18 protein-coding genes are annotated in these 22332 nt (G+C 70.4%); 3 read left to right on the top strand and 15 right to left on the bottom strand.

The features are described 5' to 3' along the window. Window positions 1-15 precede the first annotated feature (15 nt). The 12 genes from VZQ01_RS07720 to mglB form a co-directional block, all read right to left on the bottom strand. Entirely contained in the window at window positions 16-618 is a 603-nt protein-coding gene (locus VZQ01_RS07720) for a polysaccharide biosynthesis/export family protein (RefSeq protein WP_426747367.1), read from the bottom strand. A 46-nt stretch (window positions 619-664) separates the two neighbouring features. Further along, a complete protein-coding gene (locus VZQ01_RS07715; protein ID WP_426747366.1) occupies window positions 665-1930 on the bottom strand; it encodes a hypothetical protein in 1266 nt (421 codons plus the stop codon). 115 nt (window positions 1931-2045) lie between these two features. Then, window positions 2046-2606, bottom strand: a complete 561-nt coding sequence (locus VZQ01_RS07710; protein WP_141332047.1) for a hypothetical protein — start codon at window positions 2604-2606, stop codon at window positions 2046-2048. Window positions 2607-2693: 87 nt separating this feature from the next. After that, window positions 2694-3140: a cyclic nucleotide-binding domain-containing protein gene (locus VZQ01_RS07705; protein ID WP_426747365.1), complete on the bottom strand. Its 447-nt coding sequence runs from the start codon at window positions 3138-3140 to the stop codon at window positions 2694-2696. A 34-nt stretch (window positions 3141-3174) separates the two neighbouring features. After that, entirely contained in the window at window positions 3175-4515 is a 1341-nt protein-coding gene (locus VZQ01_RS07700) for an AgmX/PglI C-terminal domain-containing protein (RefSeq protein ID WP_223750549.1), read from the bottom strand. Between the two features lie 3 nt (window positions 4516-4518). Further along, window positions 4519-4818, bottom strand: coding sequence for a hypothetical protein (locus tag VZQ01_RS07695; RefSeq protein WP_074957907.1), 300 nt, complete (start codon window positions 4816-4818; stop codon window positions 4519-4521). Window positions 4819-4825: 7 nt separating this feature from the next. Further along, window positions 4826-6301, bottom strand: coding sequence for a tetratricopeptide repeat protein (locus VZQ01_RS07690; RefSeq protein ID WP_426747364.1), 1476 nt, complete (start codon window positions 6299-6301; stop codon window positions 4826-4828). After that, window positions 6298-9684 (bottom strand): tetratricopeptide repeat protein, encoded by a 3387-nt coding sequence (locus VZQ01_RS07685; protein WP_426747363.1) that lies wholly within the window; start codon window positions 9682-9684, stop codon window positions 6298-6300. Before VZQ01_RS07685 ends, VZQ01_RS07690 begins: the two co-directional genes overlap by 4 nt. After that, a complete protein-coding gene (locus tag VZQ01_RS07680; protein ID WP_426747362.1) occupies window positions 9684-12092 on the bottom strand; it encodes a tetratricopeptide repeat protein in 2409 nt (802 codons plus the stop codon). The genes VZQ01_RS07685 and VZQ01_RS07680 overlap by 1 nt, the downstream gene beginning before the upstream one ends. A gap of 16 nt (window positions 12093-12108) precedes the next feature. Continuing rightward, window positions 12109-12837 (bottom strand): dihydrolipoamide acetyltransferase, encoded by a 729-nt coding sequence (locus tag VZQ01_RS07675; protein ID WP_324289058.1) that lies wholly within the window; start codon window positions 12835-12837, stop codon window positions 12109-12111. Between the two features lie 115 nt (window positions 12838-12952). Further along, window positions 12953-13540, bottom strand: a complete 588-nt coding sequence (gene mglA / locus VZQ01_RS07670) for a gliding-motility regulator Ras-like GTPase MglA (protein ID WP_046712132.1) — start codon at window positions 13538-13540, stop codon at window positions 12953-12955. 11 nt (window positions 13541-13551) lie between these two features. Then, window positions 13552-14031 carry a gliding-motility regulator GTPase-activating protein MglB gene (mglB, locus tag VZQ01_RS07665; RefSeq protein ID WP_002637270.1) on the bottom strand — a complete coding sequence of 160 codons (480 nt, stop codon included), beginning with the start codon at window positions 14029-14031 and terminating at the stop codon, window positions 13552-13554. A gap of 351 nt (window positions 14032-14382) precedes the next feature. On the opposite strand from mglB, the gene VZQ01_RS07660 reads away from it, so the two are divergent. From VZQ01_RS07660 to VZQ01_RS07650, 3 genes are read left to right on the top strand one after another with little or no spacing between them, the layout of a single operon-like run. After that, on the top strand, window positions 14383-15888 hold the full coding sequence (locus VZQ01_RS07660; RefSeq protein WP_223750641.1) for an MSCRAMM family protein: 1506 nt from the start codon (window positions 14383-14385) through the stop codon (window positions 15886-15888). After that, complete coding sequence (locus VZQ01_RS07655; protein ID WP_426747361.1) at window positions 15885-17861, top strand: FecR family protein; 1977 nt, start codon at window positions 15885-15887, stop codon at window positions 17859-17861. Before VZQ01_RS07660 ends, VZQ01_RS07655 begins: the two co-directional genes overlap by 4 nt. Before the next feature lie 2 nt (window positions 17862-17863). Beyond that, window positions 17864-19750 carry a protein kinase domain-containing protein gene (locus VZQ01_RS07650; protein WP_426747359.1) on the top strand — a complete coding sequence of 629 codons (1887 nt, stop codon included), beginning with the start codon at window positions 17864-17866 and terminating at the stop codon, window positions 19748-19750. Window positions 19751-19793: 43 nt separating this feature from the next. On the opposite strand, the gene recR is transcribed toward VZQ01_RS07650, so the two are convergent. Genes recR through VZQ01_RS07635 form a run of 3 tightly spaced genes read right to left on the bottom strand, consistent with a single transcriptional unit; the run spans window position 19794 to window position 21764 of the window. Then, window positions 19794-20387: a recombination mediator RecR gene (recR, locus tag VZQ01_RS07645; RefSeq protein ID WP_046712136.1), complete on the bottom strand. Its 594-nt coding sequence runs from the start codon at window positions 20385-20387 to the stop codon at window positions 19794-19796. A gap of 6 nt (window positions 20388-20393) precedes the next feature. Continuing rightward, window positions 20394-20711 carry a YbaB/EbfC family nucleoid-associated protein gene (locus VZQ01_RS07640; RefSeq protein WP_046712137.1) on the bottom strand — a complete coding sequence of 106 codons (318 nt, stop codon included), beginning with the start codon at window positions 20709-20711 and terminating at the stop codon, window positions 20394-20396. Window positions 20712-20771: 60 nt separating this feature from the next. Then, a complete protein-coding gene (locus tag VZQ01_RS07635; protein ID WP_426747358.1) occupies window positions 20772-21764 on the bottom strand; it encodes a DNA polymerase III subunit gamma/tau in 993 nt (330 codons plus the stop codon). Between the last annotated feature and the right edge of the window lie 568 nt (window positions 21765-22332).

Raw genomic sequence — 22332 nt, 5'->3', positions numbered from 1 at the left:
ATGGGGTGAGCCCGCCTAGAAAAAGCTCTCCGGCACGAAGACGATGTCGCCGGGCTGGAGCATGAAGTTCTTCTCCCGCCCCACGCCGATGTCCTCGACGGGCACGCGAATCTTGCGCTCCTGCCCATCCACCACGCGCGTCACCAGCGTGTTGTTCTTCGCGGCCAGCTTGGTGAACCCACCCGCGAGGGTAATCGCCTGGACGATGGACATCTCACCATCCACGGGGAAGGTGCCGGGCTTCTGCACCTCGCCGAAGACGAACACCTTCTGCGAGTTGTACTCGCGGATCAGCACCGACACCTGCGGCCTGCGCACGTAGCGCGACAGACATTCGCGCAGCGAGTCCGCCGCGGTGCTGGGCGTCTTCCCGCGCAGCGGCACCTTGCCGCACAGTGGATAGTCGATGGTGCCTTCGGGGGACAGGCGCCAGGTGCCCGAGTGCTCGGGCTCCTGGAACACGCGCACCTCCACCACGTCGCCGGGCCCCAGCGTGCCGCCTCCCGTACGGGCCTCACCGGCTTGCGCGGCGGGCGTGGGCGTGGGCGGAGGAGGTCGCTGCGCGGAGCCGAAGCACCCGGACAGCAGCACGACGAGGGACAGGCGGAGCGTTCTCATCCGGGAGGAGACCCAGGTAGGGGAGGGTGCCCGGTGGCTCGGGCGCTCAGTACGTCACGGCGAGGCGAGCATACCCCTCGTGCCGCGTGTAGTTCAGGCCGCCGCCATCCACGTTGGAGGAGCGCTTGCTCAGCGTGTAGCCGAAGGCGCCGGTGAGCCACGGACGGAACTGGTACTCGGGCCCCGCGTCCACCGTCACCACCGTGTCCCCACGGGTGCCGGCGAAGCTCAGGAAGTCCACCATGCCCGCCACGCGCAGCGTCAGCTTGCCGCCCCACAGGGCCCGCGCCTCGGCGTAGCCCCGGTCGTCCCGGAACGTGCCGTACGCCGCAACCGGCTCCAGCAGGCGCAGGTAGCCGCCCTTGAAGGTCAGCGTCTGGCTGTACAGGTACGTGCCCTCCAGCTGGGCAATCACCGTCCCGCCGCTCACGTCACCGAAGGTCTGCGCCCAGCCCGCCTTCGCCGTCACCGCGACCTTGGGGGAGACCAGGCCCGCCACGCCCACCATCGCGCGCAGCACCTGGGCGTCCGGCCCGCCGTCGTTGAAGTAGCGGCGCACGTCCACGCCCGTGTCGAGCACGAAGGCCGTCTTCGGCAGGAAGCGCCAGCGGCTCTCCAGGCCCAGGTGCAGGTTGCCGTAGTCGAATTGGTCCGCGCGCACGGGGTCGCACACGCCGTCGCCGCAGTCCACCGGGGCCTGGGCGGCCAAAGGCTCGAAGAACTCCACCGCGTAGGCGACGTTGGGCGTCACCTCCACCGCGCCGCCGCCCGGCTTCCACGGCATCTTCACGCGCGCCTCGTTGTAGAGGCTCAGGATGCCGGCCGCGATGGCCGCCGTGCGCGTGCGGTCCGAGCGCACGAACTGGTCCGACAGCTCCAACGACAGCGGAGCCTCCGGGTTGAGGCGCGCCGACAGGTCCGCCGCGCCCTCCATGTGCGAGGCCGCCTTCGAGCCCGGCGTCATCAAGCCGGTGAAGAGCACGTAGTCCAGGTTGGCGTTCAGGTTGAACGCGAGCTTCTGCGACGGGATGTCCAGCTTGAATCCCGGCCGGAAGCGCAGCGCCACCTCACCGGACAAGTCGGGGGACACGCCGCCGGGATAGTTCTCGCCTTGCGTGCGGCCGAAGTAGCCCACGCCGCTGTCCACCCGCGTCTCCAGCTCGAAGTACGGGTGCAGCCGGCCGTTGCCCACCTTGATGCCATTGCCGCCCGTGGCGGGCGCGGAGAGCGCTTCCTGGGCGGAGGCCACGCCGGCGTGCGCTGTCAGCGCCAGCCCGCAGACCGTGCCCCAGAATGTCCCTCGCAGCGTCATGACTTGGATTGGCTTCCCGCGACTCGGGGCGTCATAGCACGCGCGTTTTCAGGGTCCGAAGAATTGTTCGACAAAGGACGGGCACTCGTCCGATGAGCCAGAGGGCACACGGGGGCTAATTGACGGGGCTGGCTGGTGGCGGACGGACGAGCACGACGTCCGGAGGCGGCGGGCGGGTGGGGTCTCCACCCGGCAGGTTCTCCGGCTCCTCGACCTCGATGAAGAGGTTCTCGTCGGTGCGGAAGGCGAGCTGGCCGATACACTCCTCGGCCTCCGAGCGCAGCTGACCGACCTTCTGCCGGGCGATCATCACCTTGGTGAATTCATGCTCGCTGGTGGAGACCTCGCGCCGGGTGAGCGACTCCTGGAGCGACACGTCGGCCTGCTCGGAGATGCGCAGCAGTCCCTTGATTTGGGTCAGCTTCTCGTTGGCGCAGTTGAGCTTCACCACGTCCTTGGTGCGGCGCGCCTCCTCCACCTTGCCGATGACCTGGCGGAGCACGTCCCGCATGACGCCGAGGGCCTGGGTGCTGCGCTCCAGCTTCTGCGCGTCCGGCACCTCGCTGGCCTTCTCGAGCGTGGCGGTGGCGGCGGGGGCTCGGGGAGACGGCACCGGCCCCTGCGCGACGGCCACTCCTGTGGCGACGACGACGGCGACCATTCCGACAGTGCGCATACGCCTCACGGCTCTCCCGGCCCTTGCCATTGGATCAAAGCGTAGAAGGCGGGGAGGGGGGTGTCAAACCAACAACCCCCCAGTTATTCAGTGGTTACCGGAGAGCCGGGCATTGGCGTCCCGCAGTCGGGCAGCCAGGCTTCGCGCGATGTTGACGACGACGAAGGTGAACCCGTCGGGGTGGCTCTGGCGGAAGACGCGCAGGTCCTGGGCGGTGAGCTGGAGCAGGTGGGCGTCCGTGTGCGCGCGCACGGTGGCGGAGCGGTGGTCCTTGTCGATGAGGCCCATCTCCCCGAAGAACTCGGGGGGAGACAGCCGCGCGAGCGGATGCAGCGACCCGTCCGGGCCCCTGCGGGCGACCTCCACCTGACCCCGGATGAGGAGGAAGAGGCTGTCGCCCAGGTCCCCCTCCTCGAAGATGACCTCGCCGGCGGTGTAGTGGAGCGTCCGCGCCAGCTCGGCGAGGCGGGACAGCTCCTCCGGGGCGAGCATCTCGAACAGCGGTGAGGCGGCGATGACGGCCAGCTTCTCCATGGTCCCCTCGGAGCCCGGGCTCGGACGCGCCAGCCTACCCCGTCGGCGAGAAGACGAAGGGGTAGGAAACGGTGGCGTCCGAGTCGGGCTTGAAGGGGAACACCCAGGCGCGGATGGCGGCGCGGATGCAGCTGGCCACGGCCTCGCTGCCGAGCGTGTTCTCGTCGATGTCGAAGTCGCCCACGCGCCCCGAGGGGGTGATGGAGAAGCGCACCACCACCTTGCCCTTGAGGCTGGGGTTTCGCTTGAGCTCCTTCTCGTAGCAGCTCTGGATGGCGCCCTTGCGCGCGCGCACGTAGCGGGCGAGCGCGTCGCGGTCCACCTCGGAGCTGTCGACCTCCGGGGCGGCGTCCTGCACGCGGCCCTTCACGTCGACTTCCTTCTTGGTGCCCAGGTCGACCTTGCCGCCGCCCTGGGTGCCCAATTCGCCGATGCCCGTCACGGTGCCGGTGCCGCCGCCGCGAGGGCCGTTGCCCTTGCCCACGGAGGCCTCGTTGGCCACGCCCACGCCGCCGGCGCCCTGGAGGGCCGCGACGATGTCGTTGCCGCCGCTGGCGCCGCCCAGCACGTCCTGGAAGGCGCCGGAGCCGGAGCCCTTCGAGCCGAGCATCTTCAAGAGGCCCTTGTCGGAGACCTTCTTCACCATCTCCGCGTGGCGCTCGGCGGCGGCGCGGGCGGCGGGCTTCGCTTCGGCGGGCTTGTCGGTGGCGGCCTCGGCCGTCCTGGGCTCTTCCTTGGTGGCCTCGGCGGGGCCGGGCGCGGTGGGCTTGGGCGGCTCGATGGGGCGCTGGGGGATGATGGCGCGCACGAAGCGGTCATCGAGCTGATCCAACGCCAGCTCCTGCTCCTTGGGGGCCTCGGCGGAGAGGATGATGGCGGCGCCGGAGAAGTGGACCAGGAGCGAGATGGCGAGGATGCCGAAGAAGACGCGGTCCATCGTCTTCCAGCGGCTGACGCGCACGTCCGAGGGGAGCAGCGGACGCTCCTCCTCGGCGGGGGGCGCGACGAACTGGAAGAAGAGGGTGGCGTCGCCCAGCTCCACCTTGCCGCGGGCGGTCTCCTGCAGCGGCAGGACGTAGAGGTCTCCACGGCGCGAGGCGAGCCCCTGGGAGCGCAGCGCATCGAAGTCCACGTCGGACGAGCCCAGGTTGACGCGGCCCTTCATGGACTCGTTGATGACGAGCTGGAACTGCTGGCCCTGGTTCTCGAAGACGCTGAAGCGCGCGGGCCTGTCGTCCGAGGCGGGCAGGACGATGGTGTTGCGCGCGTCGTGGCCGATGGTGACGGTCTCACGACGGACGTGGTGCTCCTCGACGATCTGGCCGTTCTGGATGAGGCCGACGCGGAGCAGCTTGGCTGGCGAAGGGGCTGCCATGGACTAGAAGGGCTCCTGCTCGACGCTCTTCTCGACCTTGGGCACGAAGCTCTCCGTGCGGTTGAGCTCGTCGAAGCTCAGGTTGGAGCGGGGGAGGATGTAGAAGGCCTGGGGCTTCTGGATGCGTCCCTCGACGGTGAGCGCGTCCAGGCGGATGACCTTGCGAGGTGCCTTCTTCGCGGCGGCGGCCTCGGTGGTGGCCGAGGTCTGCTGGGCGGTGCTCGTGGCGGAGGACGTGGACTTGTCCTGCGCGAGCACGGGCGCGGCGGCGAGCAGCACGAAGAGGGTGAGAGGGGCACGCATGGAGGTCCTAGTTCCTGTCGTCGGCCAGCTTACCCGAGCCGGCCTTCGCGGGCGTGGGGGCAGGGGGGCTCTCGGCCGGAGGAGGGGCGGCCTGGGTTCCAGGCTGGGACACCGCGCCGGGGGCGGTGGTTCCGGGTGTCACGGGGGACCGGGACGTGTCCGTGGGGGCGTGTGGGTCGGACGGGGGCGAGGCCGGAGCCGACACGGTGGCGTCGGGGGCCTGCTTCGCGGCCTCCTTCTGGGCCTTCTCCAGCTCGGCGGCCTTGCGGAGCTGGTCCTTGCGCTCGCGCTCGAGGCGCCGCTCTTCACGCTCGATGCTCTTGCGTGCGTCCTTGGTGTACTGGGGGATGCGGTCGTCCTTGCCGCCCTGGGCCTCGTAGCGCTCGAAGTAGGTGAGCGCCGTCTTGTAGCGCCCGACGGGGTCGCCGCCTGGTGGCTCCACGTCGAGGTACAGGATGGCGAGGTTGAACAGCGGGTCGGGCTGCTGCGGGCGCAGTTCGAGCACGCGCTCGTACTCGGCCTTGGAGCGCTCGAAGTCACCGGTGCCGCGGTAGGCATTGCCCAGGTTGAGGCGCGCGGCGGCGAAGTCCGGCGCGGACCTCACGGCGGCCTCCAGCTCCGTCACGGCGGCGGCGTAGTCCTGGGCCTCGTTGAGCATTGCGCCGAAGTTGTTGCGAGCCTCGGCGAAGTCGGGCCGCAGCTTCGCGGCCTCCTTGAACTCCTCCAGCGCCTGCGGCCTGACGTTCAGCGCCAGGTACACCAGCCCGAGCGCGTTGCGCGTGGCGGCGTCCGAGGGCGCGATGTCGCGCGCGTTCTCGAGCACCATGCGCGCCAGCTCCTGCTTGCCCTCGCGGTAGTAGACCTGCGCGAGGACCTGCATGGCGTGCGTGTGTCGCTCGTCGCCCTTGAGCGCGCGCTTCGCCTCGGTGGCCGCGGGCCCCAGCTTCTTCTGCTGGAGCAGCGTGACGGCCAGCGCCGTGCGCAGCGTCACCGAGTCCTGCTTCGTCTCCAGGAGCCCGCGCAGCTCCGTCTCCAGCGCCGCCGAACGGCCCGTGCGGCCGTACAGGCGCGTCAGGCAGTCCCACGCGGACTGTTGCTCGGGCGCGAGGGTGAGGGCCTGGCGGTACGAGCGCTCCGCGTCCTCGTGCTTGCCCAGCCGCTCCTGGACGATGCCCAGGTTCGTCCACGCGTAGTCGAGCTTTGGCTCCTGCGTCACCAGGGCGCGCAGTGCGGCTTCGGCTGCTGTCAGCTCGCCCGTCCGCGCGATGGCCACCGCCTGGTCGAAGTCCTCGGCCGCGCTGCGGCGAGGTGGCTCGACGACGGGGGGCGCCTTCGCCGCCGTGTCCTTCCCGGGCGCGGGCGTGGACGCGTCCTGCGTGGGACGTGTCTCCGGTGCGGAGGCGCACGCGGACAACCACAGCCCCGATGAGAGGAACAGCGCGGTGAGGGCCGAGGCCCCGAGCGTGCGTGGCGTGGTGCTCACGGCTTGGCTCCCCCGGTGATGCGGCGCTCGTCCTCGGGAGACGGCCGGGGCGGGCCGCTCACGTGGCCGATGAGCCCTTCCGGATAGGTGGCCTCGGACGCGAGGGCCTGCTTGGGCTCCTTGAGCACCGGGTACTCCTTCGGACGGAAGCGGTTGAGGGCCTCCAGCGTGCGCCGGGTCCACTCGTTGGACACGCGATTCTTCCGAGCCTCCGCCAGCGCCACCGCGTAGCTCTCCACCGCGGCGTCCTCCAGCTCCGCCGTGTTCTGCGCGAGCAGGTCCTGGTACGTCACCACCGCCTCTTCACCCAGCCGCTTCACGTCTGGCGGCACGGGCGTCTCGATGATGGTGTTCGCGAAGCGCTCCAGCGCGTAGCCGGACCGATAGGCCGCCGCGAGCGACCACTCGAGCTGCTTGTACGGATACACACGCGCGTACGCGTCCTTCACCGTCTTCACACCCGCGCGCTTCACCGCGAAGCTGCGCACCAGCGTCTTGCCCCAGCCGCCAATCTTCAGCTTGTCGAACTGGCGCAGCTGCGCCTCCGCCAACTGGAAGCGTCCATACGCCGCCGCGTTCGCCGCGAGCGGGTGCGTGTCCGGCTTGAGCTTGCGCCGGTCGAACTCGTTCGCCGCCTGGGTGTAGTCCTTCTGCGCCTGCTTCTCGTTACCGAGCTTCTGGTGCGCGTCACCCATGCGCCGGTGCGCGTCCACCACCAGCTCCACCTGCGCGGACTTGTTCGCGTACTTGCGCACGAACTCCTGGAGCGCGCGCACCTCTCCGCGAGCATCCCCCTGCTTCTCCAGCAGGACGGCGGCGCGGTACCGGTTCTTCGGCGCGTCCTCGGCGGAGGGGAACAGCTCCGCGTAGCGGATGAAGGTGGCCGCGGCCTCGGAGTAACGCTGCTGGCCCTCCAGCAGGCGCGCGGTGTTGAAGAGCGCCGCCTCGCGGTCCTTCGACTTGGGGTAGTCCTTCACCAGCTTCTGGTAGCTGACGACGGCCTTGTCGAAGTCGTAGGACTTCTCCGCGTTGACGGCCACGCGGAACAGCGCCGCGTCCGCGAGCGGAGAGGACGGGTACTCGCGGTAGATGCGCTCGTAGAGCTTGAGCGCCGAGTCGAACCGCCGTGTGTTCTCGTGCGCGACGGCCGCGTTGTTCAGCGCCTTGTCGGCGAACTCGTGCCGGGGCGCCTCGTCGACGAGCTGCGTGTACTTGCGCGCGGCCTCCTCGTACTTGCCCTCGGCCAGCAGCTGGTCCGCCAGCTTGAAGCGGCCCGCGAGCTTGAACTTCACGAGCTGCTGATGCAGCTCGCTGGAAGGCTCGATGACCTGCGTGTTGCCGGCCAGCCGGGCGCTGACCTCCTCCACGCTGCGCCAGTCCTTGTCGATGAGGAAGGACTCGACGGTGAGGTTGGTGGCGTATCGGGCCACCTCGTTCTTCGGCCACGTCTGGATGATGCGCTCGAAGCGCTTGCGCGCCTCGGGGAAGTCGTCGTGCGCGTAATACAGCTCCGCGGCCTTGTACGCGATGCCGGGCGCCTTCGCGTCGCGAGGCAGCAGCGCGGCGTACCGGTCCGACGCGGACACCAGCTTCGCCTCGGTGGGCGTCAGCGGCGCGGGCTTCACCGCGGAGCCCTCCGGACGTTCACTGGAGCGCAGTACCTCCAGCTTCGGCGCCTTGCCGGCCTGCTGCTCCTGGGCGAGGAGCTGCTGCCACGCGAGCACCGCGCTGTGCGCCGCGTCGTCGCGGTGCTTCACGCTCTCACCGGTGTCGCGCACGCGCTCGTAGGCCTTCGCGGCCTCGGCGAACTGGAACGAGAAGTAGAGGCACTCGGCGTAATAGAAGCGCATCTCGCCCGCGCTCTTGCTGCGCGGGAAGCGCTCCAGGTACGTGCCATACGAGCGGGCCGCGGTGGCGAAGCCCGCCTGGGCCTGCTCGAAGCGGCCCTCCTTCTTGAACACCAGCGCCTGCTGATGGTGGAAGGTGGCGGTGGTGTAGAGGCTCTTCTCGACGAGCGCGTTGGCGCGGGAGACCGCGTCCGGGTCGCCCATGTTCTTCGCGTGCCACGCGGTGCCGGGCTGATAACGGGTGGCCAGCTTCTCCGACTCGGCGAAGGACTCCGCCATCATCCGGTCGCGCTCGTAGGACTGCACGATGCGCTGCTGGAGCTCGGGCGCGTCGGGCGTCAGCGGCTCCTTCTCCAGCACCTGGCGATAGGCCACGATGGCGGACGCGTAGTTCGTCTGGTCGAAGTACACGTGCCCGAGGCGACGGTAGACGTCCGCCTCGTACGGACGCCCGGCGCGCTTGACGAACAGCGACTTCGCGCGAGGCAGGCCGCCCCACGACTCGTCCGCGAGCGAGATGGCCACGTACTGCAGGGCCTCGTCGCGCAGGTCTCCGCCCACCTCGGTGTTGCCCTGGGCCACGGCCTGGGCCTGGTAGAAGTCCACCAGCGTGAGGAAGGACTCCACGCCCTCGTCGAAGCGGTCCATCCTGTAGTACGTCCAGCCCAGCTTGTAGAGGGCCTTGTCGTAGAGCGGGTGGAGCGTGTCGCGGGAGGCGGCCTCGAAGGCCTGGGCCGCGCGCGGCAGCGCCTGCGGGTCCTTGTAGTTCTCGAACCAGTACTCGCCGATGCGCACCCACGCCTCGGTGGCGAAGCGGCTGCGCGGATAGCGCGCGATGAGCTGTTGATAGGCGAGGAAGCTCTCCTCCACCTGCTCCTGTTCCTCCAGGCAGTAGCCCAGCAGGTAGGACGCGCCGTCGTTGAAGCGGTAGTCCGGGTACTCCTTCAGCAGCCGGCGATACAGCGCGATGGAGTCCGCGTAGTCCTTCTTCGGCTCCACGGGGAACGCCGTGCCGTCGGGGTTCTTGTCGTGGAGCTCCAGCCGGTCGCGGTACTCCTTCATCGCCAGCTGATGCTCGTCCTGCGAGCGCTCGTAATAGAGCTCCGCGAGGCGGAACATCACGTCGGGCGTGTAGCGCGGCTCGCTGGGGTAGCGGCGCAGGAACTCCTCGAAGCGGACGATGGCCTCCATCCGCTCCTTGCGCTCCTGGGCCTCGAAGTCGCGGATGACCTTCTCGTACGAGGACGCGAGCGAGTCCCGCTTCTGCTCGTACTTGTGCTCCATCAGCCCCTGGACGTCGCGGCTGAACTCGCGCGACTCCTCGTCGTACGTGCGCAGGGCGCGGCTGACGTCCTGGAGCAGCAGCTCCTCGTCCGGCGAGCGACCCAGCCCATTCAGGTAGTCGCGCGAGGGCGTGCCCGAAGGGCTCGGGGCCTCCGTGTCGGAGGGGCTCGTGGCCTGGGCGGGAGCCTCCGGCGCCTGGGCGGCGGCGGGCAGCGAGGCCAGCGAGAGCAGCACCGCGAGAACGCGCCGCATCACCGGCTCTCCTCCGACGACAGCACGTCCCGGAAGTCGGCGTCGAGCGCGCGCAGGGCCTCGGCCTTCTGCGCGGAGACCTTCTGGATGGACGTCGTCTTGTCCTGCTTCTCGGTGAAGGCCACGTCCACCACGCCCACATCCGCCTTGAGCACCAGGTCGTAGAACTGTCGGCGCACGCGCCGGACGCTGTCGTAAGCGATGCGACCCACCAGTTGCTTCGCGTTGCCGGCCACCGCGGCCACCTCGGCCTCGTAGCGTTCGAGCAGCTGCTGTTCGGCCAGCACCTTCGCCCGGATGCGCGTGGCCTTCTGCTCCACGCGTCCGCGCAGCGCACCCTGGGCCTGGGCGACACGTCCTCGCAAGGCCTCGCCGCGCTGGCGCACCGCATGTGCGCGAGTCATGAGGCCCGAGGGCGCCTGTCGTCGTTCGGCCTCCTCGAGCACCGCGTGCTCAGCGCGCAGCGCCTGCGCGAACCGGCCGCGGATGGCCTGCTCTCCGGCCAGCGCCGCCGCCGCGCCGTTGCGCTCATCGGCGAGCCGCCCGCGCGTGCGGTCCAGCTCCCCCTGCAAATCCGTGAGCGTCTGGACCTCTGCCTGGAGCTGCACGAGGAACTCCTGCTCCTCCTCGGGAGGCGTCTGCCGGAGCAGCCGCGTGTCATCCACCCACTTGCGCACCGCCGCGGCGATGGCGTGCAGCCCCTGCACCTCCGCGCCCAGCCGGAAGGCCTCTCGGTCCACCGCGTCCACGCGCGCCTGCATCCGCCGCAGCCGCTCCTCCAGGTCCTGCTGCGTGGCGGGCATCGAGGCGAAGCGGACGGCCAGCGCCTCGCGCTCACGACGCAGCGGCGCGAGCCGGGCGCGCTCGTCGGCGGTGAGCGAGGACTCCAAGGACAGCCCCTCCAGCTCCACCAGCGAGGCCTCGACCTGGATGCTCGCCGTCTCCACCGAGTCCGAGAGCGTGAAGCCCTCCTGCAGCTCCGGGAAGGTCTGCAGCTTGCGCGTGTCCAGGGCCGTGAGGATGCGCGCGGCCAGCTCCCGCGCCTCCAGTGTGCCCCTCCGCCCACTGTCGATGTCGCCCACCGTCTTCATCGCGCTGCTCACCTCGCGCTCCGTCGACGCGTACTTCAGCGCGAGCGGAGGCAGGAGCGTGCGCACGTCCGGCACGGTGTCGGTGCGCGCCAGGAGCCGCTCGAAGTACGCCACCGGGTCGCGGTTGGCGCGCAGGAGCACGTCCACCTTGTCGCGCTCCGGACGGAAGGTGCCGATGAGCTCGTCGTACGACGCGATGGCCTCCTCGTACCGCTTGAGCTTCTGGAGCAGGTGGCCGCGCAGCAGCTTCGCCTCGGGCGCGAGCTTGGAGTCGGGCGACACGAGCAGCAGGATGTCGACGGCGTTCTTCGCCTCCTGGTGGTTGCCCTTGCGCACCTGCGTCCACGCGATTTCGTAGAGCGACTCCGGGAACGACTCGCTCTCCTGCGGCACCCGGCCGTACCAGTCCAGCGCCTCGTCGAAGCGACCCGCCTCGTACAAGAGGCGTCCCAGCGACATCAGCGCCAGCTCACGGATGCGCTCCGTATCCGTGTCCGCGGTGGCGCGGACCTGGGGCTTGTTCTTCGCCTTCGGCGCCGTCGTCTCGGCCGCGCCCTCCACCGGCGTGAGCAGCTGCTGCAACTGGAGGATGGCGATGGGCAGCTCACCCGCCTGCATCGACAGCACCGCCATGTGGTAGCGCGCCTGCAACTGGTAGGGCCCGCCGTGGGCCTGGGCCAGGGGCGCGAAGGCGGCCCTCGCGTGGGCGATGCGCTCGGAAGGGGCCAGGTCCGTGCGACGGAACAGCCGCTTCGCGTAGACGTACTGGATGTCCGCGGGGAGCTGCCCGCCGAACAGGCCGCGCGCCTGCTCCACGTAGGCGTCCACGTCGTCGTAGAGGTTCAGCCGGCCGCTGATGGCCAGGTAGCGCGAGAGCGCGTCGCGTTGGCGCGGCGAGGGCGTGGGCAGCGACAGCAGCTCGCGCAGGTACAGCCGCGCGCCCACGTCGTTCTTCTGCTGGTACAGCGCGTCCGCCAGGAAGTAGAGCGCGTCCGCGTACCGGGGGTGGCCGCGGAACTCCGGGTCGCTCACCAGGTCGTAGAAGTGGACGGAGGCCGCGGTCCAGTCGCCCAGGAGGTACTGAATCTCCGCGTCGGAGTAGCGGCGCACGCGCGCCTGCGCCTCGTCGGGCTCCGGCTGCTGGCTGTACTTCGTCTCCACCTGACGGAGGCTCTCCTCGGCGAGCTGGAGCTGGCTCTCCACCGTCGTCAGGCGCTGCTCCAACTGCTGCGCCGTGGGCGGGGGAGGGGGCGTGTCGGCCCGGGCGACAGCGCCACCCGCGAGGCCGAGCACCAGGGCGAGTGCGCGAAGCGACACGTTCACCGGCGTGCCCCTACCGCGCTTCAGTGGAGGTGGTGGCCGGGGGAGTCGTCCCCGCTTCGCCGTCGATGCGGGGCGCCGCGTCGCGCGACAGCTCGATGTCGTAGCGCACCGCGGGCCGGTCCTTGTGGTCCGTGGTCACGCCGCCCTGCTCGAAGCCCACCACGCGCACCGTGGACACCTTCCCCGGCTCCGCGTTGAAGGTGTAGCTGGATTGCACCTTGAACTTGTAGCCCTCCACGTAGCTGAACACGCCGAAGCCGTTGCCCCGGTACACCAGTCGCACCGCGAGCTGGTGCTGGCCCGGGACGATGCGCCCGTTGAAGACCTCGAACTGCTCGCGCTTGGCCAGCTCGCCCTGCAGGTCCAGCTGCGTGAAGATGGGCGCGCCGTCGAGCGCGTACGTCACCGACTCCAGGATGAAGGAGCCGCCCATCTCGTTCTTGTGGACGATGTGCGCTCGCGCGCCCGTGGTGACGTCACCGCCGAGCACCGTCTCCTGAAGCAGCAGGAGCCGCGCCTTGGAGCGGTAGATCTTCTCCTTCAGGTCGACGACCTGCTCCTCCAGCGTCTTCACGCGCGCGTTGAAGGCCTCGTCCGCGGTGCTGTCACCCTCGGGCGCGGAGACCTGGGCGGCGGCGACTGGCGGCTGGGCGGGAGAGCGCGACTCCTGCGCGAGCGCCGACCCACAGAGGGTGGCGCTCACGAGCGCGAGGAGTCGGAGGGTGGCTGCGACACGCACTGTGCGACCTCAGGAGGCGGACGGCCCGGCCCGTCGGCAGCAGGTTGTAACACCCTTGACCGCGGGGCGTCTCGTCACCCGCGGTACGGGAGCCGGTTGCCCGGCCGCTTCCTCGTCAGCCGCCCTTCTTCAGCTCGGTGAGCACCAGCTTCGCCACCGCCTTGAGCGTGTCGAACACGCCCACGCCCGTCGGCGCGATCGCCTCGTACTTGGGGATGTTGCGCGGGTTGAGCGCCTTCTGCATCTCATCCACGGTGACGGCGTTGGGCAGGTCGCGCTTGTTGTACTGGATGACGTACGGAATCTTGTTCAGGTCGTAGCCCTGCTCGGCCAGGTTGATGCGCAGGTTCTCGAGCGACTCCATGTTCGCCTCCATGCGCTCGATCTGACTGTCGGCCACGAAGACGACGCCGTCGACACCCTTCAGGATGAGCTTGCGGCTGGCGTCGTAGAACACCTGACCGGGCACCGTGTAGAGGTGGAAGCGCGTCTTGAAGCCGCGGATCTCGCCGAGCGACAGCGGCAGGAAGTCGAAGAAGAGCGTGCGGTCCGTCTCGGTGGAGAGCGAGATGAGCTTGCCCTTCGTCTCGGCCGCCGTCTTGTTGTAGATGTACTGGAGGTTGGTCGTCTTCCCGCAGAGACCCGGCCCGTAATAGACAATCTTGCAGTTGATTTCGCGGGATGAGTAGTTGATGAAGGACATGGCTTCCCGGGTTACTCGCTGAAGAGGTTGTCGATATCGTCGTCGGAGATCTCGGCGAACGGCGACCCGGCACCCGGGCTGTCCGTCTTCTTCACCAGACTCTCGAAGATCTTCGTGAGCTCGTCGCTGGCCTTCTTGATGCGCAGGCGGACGAGGCCCAGGCTCGTGCGGTTGTCGAAGATGACGACCAGCACCACCCGGCTGCCGACAATCGTCATGTAGAGCGAGTCCTTGGCCCCTTCGTGGAACTGGTTGGGGAACTCGTTCTCACCGATCAACTTGGCGAGCCCGCCCATCGCCGCCACGTTGCCGGCCGTCAGCGAGGCCAGGGACGTGGTGTCGATGTTCTGCGTCTGGCCAGCCGAGGAGATGAGCTGCCCGTTCTTGTCGACGAGGAAGACCACCTTCGCGTTCGCGTCCTTGGTGAGCCGGTCGCAAACGGCGTTGATCTTGGTGAACTCCTCTTCGTACATCACCAGTTGCGTGCCCATGGGCGTATGCGCTCCTCAGCGTTCGCTCGTCCCTCTCACGGTGCCACCCCGTTGTTTCTGGAGTGAATCCCGGAGGTTAGACGAGGCGCTACCGACCGTGAGGATGCTTAGCAAAGCCCCTCCACCTCAGCAAGAAGCCATCCGTTCCTGGCGGTGAGAACGAGGATGTCCCGGGCTTGTCCGCCCGCTTCGGACCCCCGGCGAGCCCCGGTCAAGCCCCTCCAGGGCCTTTCCAGGTGGACTGAGGGTGCTGGTTTGGGGGTGTTCGCGGGTTTCTCTATACTCCGCCGGGCTTTGACGCCCCCACGCCCCCTTGCCCCCATCCTGGCGCGTCTGGCGCCCTTGCTGTTGGTGCTGGTCGCCGCTCCGTCCGTCCGGGCGGAGGAGGTGCGCGAGCGAGCCTCGCTGCGCCTTCGCTACGGCATTGCCCTCCGGAACGGCCAACAGGCCGATGTAGGGCCCGGGCTCACCTATGACGGCTTCACACCGAATGATCTGGCGGTGATGGGGACGGCGTGGGCGGGCGCGTGGCTGGGCGGGTGGGCGTCGGTGCAGCGGGAGGGGTTCGACCTGAAGGAGGACTCGGTGAGGATCACCGGCGGCAGCCTCCTGAGGGCGTCGGTGGGGCCCCGGGCCCGGGCCTTCCTGGGGCCGGTGCGCGCGGAGCTGGGGGCGGGCTACGGGTACGCGCAGCTGCCCGTCTTCGGCACCTCGGATGAGCCGGTGCTGGCGCGGGGCGTGCGGCACGCGGCCCTGGTGAGCGCGAGCGTGCGGGTGCCGCTCTTCACCCGGCTGGCGGTGGAGGCGCGGGGCGAGGTGCCGGTGTCGCTGTCGGTCAAGGACGCGGCGGGCGCGAAGGCGGAGGCCAAGGGCTTCGCGGCGGGCGGCGCGCTGTTGTTCCCGCTGACGGGCGGGGGGAGCTGGTCCGGGACGGTGCTCCTGGACTTCCAGCACGTGCAGGACACGGTGACGCTCGCGGACGGCTCGCGCTCCGAGCAGCGGATGCGCCGGGTGGGCGCGGCGCTGGAGCTGGCGTGGAACGACGCGCCCTCCGCTCCGGCAGCGCCACCGCCGCCGCCTCGGGTGCCGATGGGCACGCTGGTGCTCCAGTTGCTGGACGCGGAGTCGGGCGCGCCGCTTCCTGCCGCGAAGGTGGTGCTCGTCGCCAATGGCGTGGAGGGCGCGCCTCGCGAGGCGGATGCCCAGGGCAACGTGGAGGGCGTGGAGCTGCCTCCGGGAGATGTCGTGGCGCGGGTGAGCGCGGAGGGCTACGCGCCGGCCGAGGGCCGCGTCACGTTGGAGGATGGTGGCCGCGTGGCGCTGGCGGTGCGCGCGCGCAAGCTGCCGCCGCCCACGGGGGGCCTCAAGATTTCGGTGGTGAGCGCGGGCAATGGCGTGCCGCTGCCCGGGGTGCGGCTGATGGTGGGCGGCGTGGAGGCGCGCACGGACCTGCGCGGTGAGGTCCACGTGAAGGAGTTGCCGCCGGGCCCCGTGGCCGTGGTGGCGACGTCCTCGGGTTACCGCACGGCGGAGGAGGCGGCCATCATCGTGGCGGGGCAGGAGACGGCGCTCTCGGTGCCGCTCGCCTCCGAGCGCAAGGGCGAGCCCGCGACGCTCACCGGCCAGGTGCGCAACGCACGCGGTGGCAAGCCCATCGCCGCCACGCTCCTGATTCCGCAGGCGAAGGTGAAGGCGCGCACGGACGCGAAGGGGGCGTTCACCTTCAAGGTCCGCGGTGGCACCTACCGCATCACCATCTCCGCGCGCGGGTTCTTCACGCAGTCGAAGCTCGTCACCTTGAAGGACGGCGAGCAGGCCATCTTCAACGTCGATCTCTTCCCGAGGCAGAAACGGTGAGCAACACGCGTCCCTGGCTCCTGGCCCTCCTGCTCGTCGTGTCGGGTTGCGACGACGAGGCGGCCACTCCAGCCCCTCCTCCCGTCGAGTCCGCCGCGGCCCCCGACTCGGGCCCCGCCGTGGAGCTGGCCCGACTGGAGGGCCTGTCCGGCGACGTGCAGGTGGAGCGCGGCGGCAAGAAGGTCCCCGCGCAGGCGGGCCCGCTGTATTCGGGCGACGCGGTGGAGACGGGGGCGTCGGGCGCGGCGACCCTGAGCTTCCCGGACGGGCGCTCGGTGGAGGTGGGCGCGGACGCGCGCGTCGGCGTGGGGCAGGACGCAGGCGGCGTGGTGCTGACGGTGGAGCGCGGCATCGTGTTGTCGCGCGTGCCCGCGAAGCCCGCGGGGGCTCCGGCCGGGAAGAAGGTGGCACTCACGCTGCTGACGCCCTTCGGCCTCACGCGCGTGGGCTCCGAGCCCAGCGAGGTCTCCGTCCAGGTGACGAAGGACGCCGGCCGCGTCGAGGTGAAGCTGGGCGCCATCGAGTTCGTCGCGAAGGACGGCAAGCAGCTGCGCGCCTCCGAAGGCGACTCGGTGGAGGTGTCCGCGGGCCAGGCTGAGCTGAGGCTCAAGGGCTCGCGGCGGGTGGAGCTGGAGCCCATCGACGTGACGGTGCGGGTGGGCTCGGGCCGGGCGGAGCTGCGTGGGAAGGACGCGAAGCGCTGGAGGTCCGTGCGCGCGGACGGCGAGGTGCTCGCGCCCGGTGACGGCGTGCGCACGCGCGCGGGTGGCTCGGTGGACCTGGCGCTGAAGAACTCGTCCTCGCAGCTCACCCTGGGCCCCTCGGCGGAGATGGTGCTGGAGGGCGCGGGGCAGGGCGGCACGAGCGACGAGGCGCGGCTGGACCTGCGTCAGGGACGGCTGGGACTCCAGCTCGCGCAGGGCCGCGAGAGCCGCGTGGTGCTGCCGGGGCTTACCCTGGAGGGGGACGGCGCCTCGCGGCTGGCGGTGCGGCGCACGGGGTCGGGCTATCTGGTGGACGCGCAGACGGGACGGGTGACGCTGGTGCGCGGCGAGACGCGACAGCCGCTGCGGGCGGGAGAGCGGGCTGTCGTCTCGGGGGAGACTGGCGAGGCGCGCATCGAGTCGCTCGGCCCCGCGCCCCTGCTGCTCGGCGCGGGAGACGGCGCGGAGGTGTACCACCAGGACATGCCCGCTGTGGCCTTCGGCTGGGAGAAGGAGGGCGAGGTGACGGTGGAGGTGGCGACGGACGCGGAGTTCACCAGGCCCCTGCTGACGGGCACGGTGTTCCAGCCCTTCGTCAACGTGCCGGCGCCCGCACGCGGGACGCTCTTCTGGCGGGTGAAGGGCAAGGACGGTCAGGAGGTGGCGAAGGGCAGCGCGGTGTTCGCGCCGGAGCGGCTCGGTCGGGATTTGGACCGGGTGCGCAACGTGGTGCCGGAGGGACTGGAGAAGACGACCATCTTCTACCAGGACAAACCGCCGGCCGTGACGTTCACCTATTCGGAGGAGACGTCGGCGGCGCGCTACCGGGTGGCGGTGTACCGGGCGGGCGCGTTGGACAAGCCCGTGGCGGAGCGCACGGTGACGGAGGCGCGCGCGGCGTTGGACGCGGGCGCGCTGAGCGAGGGCAGCTACCTGTGGTCCGTCACGCCGTTGTCCGAGTCGGGTGAGCAGCTGAAGGGGGGCCGGATGAACAAGCTGGAGCTGGTGTACGACAACTCGGTGCCGATGCTGCTCGTGTCGCAGCCGCGCCAGGGGCAACGCTCCGCGGCGAAGGTGAGGGCCACGGGGGTGGCGCCGGTGAACGCGCGCGTGTCCATCAATGGACGTCCCGCCAGCCTGGACGGCAAGCATCGGTTCGATACGTGGGTGGAGCCGGTGGGCTCGCCCCCGCTGCTGGTGTTTAGAATGACGCGACCGGGTGCTCCGGATGTCCACACGGTGCGCACCTTGAAAGAGCGAGGGCCCTGAGGATGTCCCCCCCCCAGACGACACAGCCCGGCTCCGGCACCGAGGAGGCTCCTCCGCCGCTGCTTCGCCCGTACGGCCCCTATGTCCTCGTGCGCAAGCTGGCCGAGGGCGGCATGGCGGAGATCTTCCTCGCCAAGCTGCTCGGCGCCGACGGCTTCGAGCGCAACGTGGTCATCAAGCGGATGCTGCCGCACCTGTCGAACATCCCCGACTTCGTGGAGATGTTCCGGGACGAGGCGCGGCTGGCCGCGAAGCTGTCGCACCCCAACATCGTGCAGATACAGGAGCTCGGCTTCACCGAGGGCTGCTACTACATCTGCATGGAGTACCTCGCGGGCGAGGACTTCTCCACGACGCTGCGGCTGGCGGGACGGCGACGCGCGTACCTGCCGTTCCCCATCGTGCTGCGCGTGCTCATCGACTCGGCGCGAGGGCTGCACTACGCCCACGAGTTCTGCAACGAGCTGGGGCAGCCGCTCAACGTGGTGCACCGCGACATCTCCCCGTCGAACCTGTACCTGACGTACCAGGGGCAGGTGAAGGTGCTGGACTTCGGCATCGCCAAGGCCGAGTCGAGGCTCGCCAACACGCGCACTGGCGTCGTGAAGGGCAAGTACATGTACATGGCGCCGGAGCAGGCCAAGGGGCAGGGGGTGGACCGGCGCGCGGACATCTTCGCGCTCGGCGTCAGCCTGTACGAGGCGCTCACGCACGTGCGGCCCTTCTCGCGGGAGAACGACCTGGCGGTCCTCAACGCGCTCCTGCACGGCGAGTTCAAGCGTCCGCGCGAGCTGCGGCCGGACCTTCCCGCGGAGCTGGAGGCCATCGTCCTCAAGGCGATGGCGCCGCTGCCGCAGGACCGCTACGCCACGGCGGAGGCCTTCGCCGAGGACCTGGAGGCGTTCCTCGGAGAGCACCTGAGCGCCGCGGGCACGCCGCAGCTCGGCGCGTTCCTGCGCAGCCACTTCGGTGAGGACCGCTTCACCGAGCGCACCCGCATCCCCACGCTGTCCTCGCTCTCCGCCGCGCTGGGCGTGGTGACGCAGGCGACGGGCGTGGTGGAGATGGGGACGGACGTGGTGGGGGGGCCTTCCTCCGCGACGGGCGCCACCGACGTGGCCACGGCGCGCGGTTGGAGTGCACGCTCGCCAGCGTCGTCCTCGGGGCTGGTGCCGGCCGCGACGAAGACTCCGGCCACCGAGTCGGCGCCGACGCCTGTCGCCGCGCCCCGTGCTCGCGGATGGCGTCCGCTCGTCGTCGGGCTCGCGGGTGGGTTGTTGCTCGCGGGCGTGGGCATCGTGGGCTATGCGCGGCTCGTCGCTCCCGTGTCGGCGGGCGTCGTGGCTCCTCCCATCGCCGCTGTCGCAACCCCGCCGGTGGAGGCACCGGTCGCTGCTCCCTCGACGGAAGGGGTCGCCGAACCCGCGCCGCAGGCCGTGGCGCCCGTGTCGCCGCCACCTGTCGGGACGCAGCCTCCCGAGGGTGTGGCGGCGCAGGGGACTGGAGGTGAGGCGGGCGCGGTGGGGAGCGCGTTGTCACCACCGCCGCCCGTGGAGGAGGTGGCGGAGGGCAAGTCCGTGAAGAGCACGGCGAAGAAGAAGGTGTCGCTCACCGTGGATGACATCTCCCGCGTCGTGGCGAAGGGGCGCTCGCGCATCACCACGTGCTTCGAGAAGAACCGCGCGGACCTGCCGGCGAGCGAGGGCCAGGTGCAGGTGGAGTTCTCCATCGCCTCGACGGGGAAGGTGCGGGCGGGCGTGAGCGGGGCGCTCGCGCAGACGGGTGTGGGCCGCTGTCTCCAGGCGCAGGCGGAGCGACTGCGCTTCCCGGCGCACCTCGACGAGGAGGTGAACGTGGTGGTGCCGTTCTCCTGGCGACTGACGCGGTAGGCAGTGGCACGGCGCCGGGAGCTTCCGGCGCCGGCTCGTACGGCTAGAGGTCGCGGCGGGCGGACAGCGCCTTCGCCAGCGTGGCCTGGTCGGCGTACTCGAGGTCACCGCCCATGGGCAGGCCCTGGGCGATGCGGGTGAGGCGCAGGCCCATGGGCTTGAGCAGGCGCGTCAGGTAGAGCGCGGTGGCCTCGCCCTCGACGTCCGGATTGGTGGCGAGGATGAGCTCCTCCACCTGGCTGTCGGTGAGCCGCTCCAACAGCTCCTTGATGCGGAGCTGGTCCGGGCCCACGCCCTCGAGCGGGGACAGCACGCCGTGCAGCACGTGGTAGCGGCCCTTGAACTCGCGGGTGCGCTCGAGCGCCATCAGGTCCGCGAAGGTCTCCACGACGCACAGCACCCGCTCGTCACGGCGGTGGTCCCTGCAGAAGCCGCAGGTCTCCGTGTCCGTGAGGGAGAAGCAGCGCACGCACAGGTGCACCTTCTCCTTCACCTCGCGGATGGCCTGCGACAGCTCGGAGGCGTATTCGCCCGGAGAGCGCAGGATGTGGAACGCGAGGCGCTGGGCGGTCTTCTCCCCGATGCCTGGCAGCTTCGCGAGCTGGGCGACGAGGCGGTTCAGCGGATCGGGAGTCATCCGGTATCAGGTAACGCCGGGGATCTTGATGCCGCCGGAGATTTTCGCGAGCTCGCGCTGCATGTGCTGACGGCTGCTCGCCAGGGCGGCGTTCACCGCGGCGGTGATGAGGTCCTCGAGCATCGACGTGTCGTTCGGGTCGATGGCTTCCTTGTCGATCTTGATGCTGCGGATCTCCTGGATGCCGTTGGCCACGACGGTGACGCGGCCCTCGCCGGCCTTGGCCTCGACGGTCTCCTCGGCCAGCTGCTGCTTGCGCTCTTCGATCTTCTCCGTCAGCTTGTTCGCCTGCCGGATGAAGTAGTTCAGGTCGACGCCGGGCATGTGCTTCCTCGGTACGGGCGTGGAGTGTGGCGCGCACCCTAGCGTCGCGCGCGTCCATTGTCAGGCGCTGTCGTCAGGGGCTTCGACAGGAGCGTCGGCGACCGAGGCGGCGGAGGGGCGCTCGGGCTCGTAGATCTGGATGTGCTCGATTTCTCCACCCAGGACCAGGAGCACGGAGCGGACCGAGGCGTGGTTGCGCACCTTGCTCTCGGTGTTCTTCTCGTGGGTGGCGCGGCTCTGCGCGTCGCGCTCGGCGAGGCTGGGCGCGGCCCGGGAGTCGTCCGCGGACACGTCCTGGAAGGACAGCTTCACGGGCCGGCCGAAGTGCTCGGCCAGGAGCTTGTCGATGGTGGCCTTGCCCGCGGCGGCGGACACCGACATGCGGTGCAGTCCCGCGGAGGGGAGGAAGCCGAGGATGATCTCCCCGGCCTTCATCGACATGAGCCGGCCGTTCGCGAGGGCGGTGCCGTGGCGCAGGGAGCCCGCCTTCACGGTCTCCACGGCGGCGCGCCAACGCTCGATGAGCGGCAGGTTGGGGTTGTCGCGCCCGCGTGCCACGGGGGCGGGCGCGGCGGCCATGGGAGGCGGCTCGGGCTCGGGCGCGGCGGTGGGGGCTTCGGGCTCGGGAATGCACTCGCCGGAGGCGCAGCCGCCCGGAGAGGCCTCTTCTGGATAGAAGCGGGACTCCTCGTCGCTGTCGCCGTAGGGAGGTGGCTCGGGCGGGCCGGGCGGCGGCTCGGGCTTGCGGACGTTGATGACGCGGACGGTGGGCGCCGGCTCGGTGGTGCGGGAGAGCGGGGTGGCGCCCGCATGCGGGCCGGGGGGACTGATGGGCTGCTGCGGGGGCGGCGCTGCCGTGGGCGCGGGCGGACCGTTGCGCAGGAAGGACAGGGGCCGCGCGGCGGACGGGGGCAGGCCGTCCAGGACGGGGCCCGAGGGCAGGGGATTCTCGACGGGATACGCCGATGGGGGCGGAGCGTCCGAGACAGTCTGGCCGCCGCCGTTGCGCAGGAAGGACAGGGGCCGCGCGGCGGACGGAGGCAGCCCGGCCATCACCGGTCCGCTGGGGACAGGGGGCGTGATGCCCACTGTCGCGGGCGGAGTCCACGGAGCCGAGGCCTCAGGGGAGGGCGTGGCTTCACGCGTCGGGCCGTTGTTCCGAGGCAGCGTGATGTTTGCTGGCGGCTCGTCCGATGCTCCGCCACCGTGGCGTGGCAGCTCGATGTCGGGCGGCGGCTCCGCGATGTAGTCGGAGTCGTCGTAGCGCGAGGCTCCGGAATCGCGAGGGGCTCCCCGCGTGTCGAGCGGCGCGGTCCCATCGAAGCGAGGCGCTTGCGCTGGGCGGGCGAGGTCTCCCGTCGGCTGCTGTCCGGAGACGGCGGCTGGCGCATCCCAGGGCGGGCCCGATGGCGCACGCGCTGTGGCTCCACCGGATGGCAGTCCTGCCGATGAACCATGCGCATCCCAGGGCGGGCCCGACGGCACATGAGCTCGTGCCCCGGCGGAGGTCTCTACGGAGGATGCCCCTGCGGCATCCCAGGGAGGTCCCGATGGCGCACGTGCTGTGGCTCCACCGGAAGGCCGTCCCGCGGATGGACCAGGCGAATCCCAGGGCGGGCCC

This window comes from Myxococcus faecalis (assembly GCF_050039385.1).
GTDB lineage: Bacteria > Myxococcota > Myxococcia > Myxococcales > Myxococcaceae > Myxococcus > Myxococcus fulvus.
This window is presented reverse-complemented; position numbering and strand designations above follow the sequence as displayed.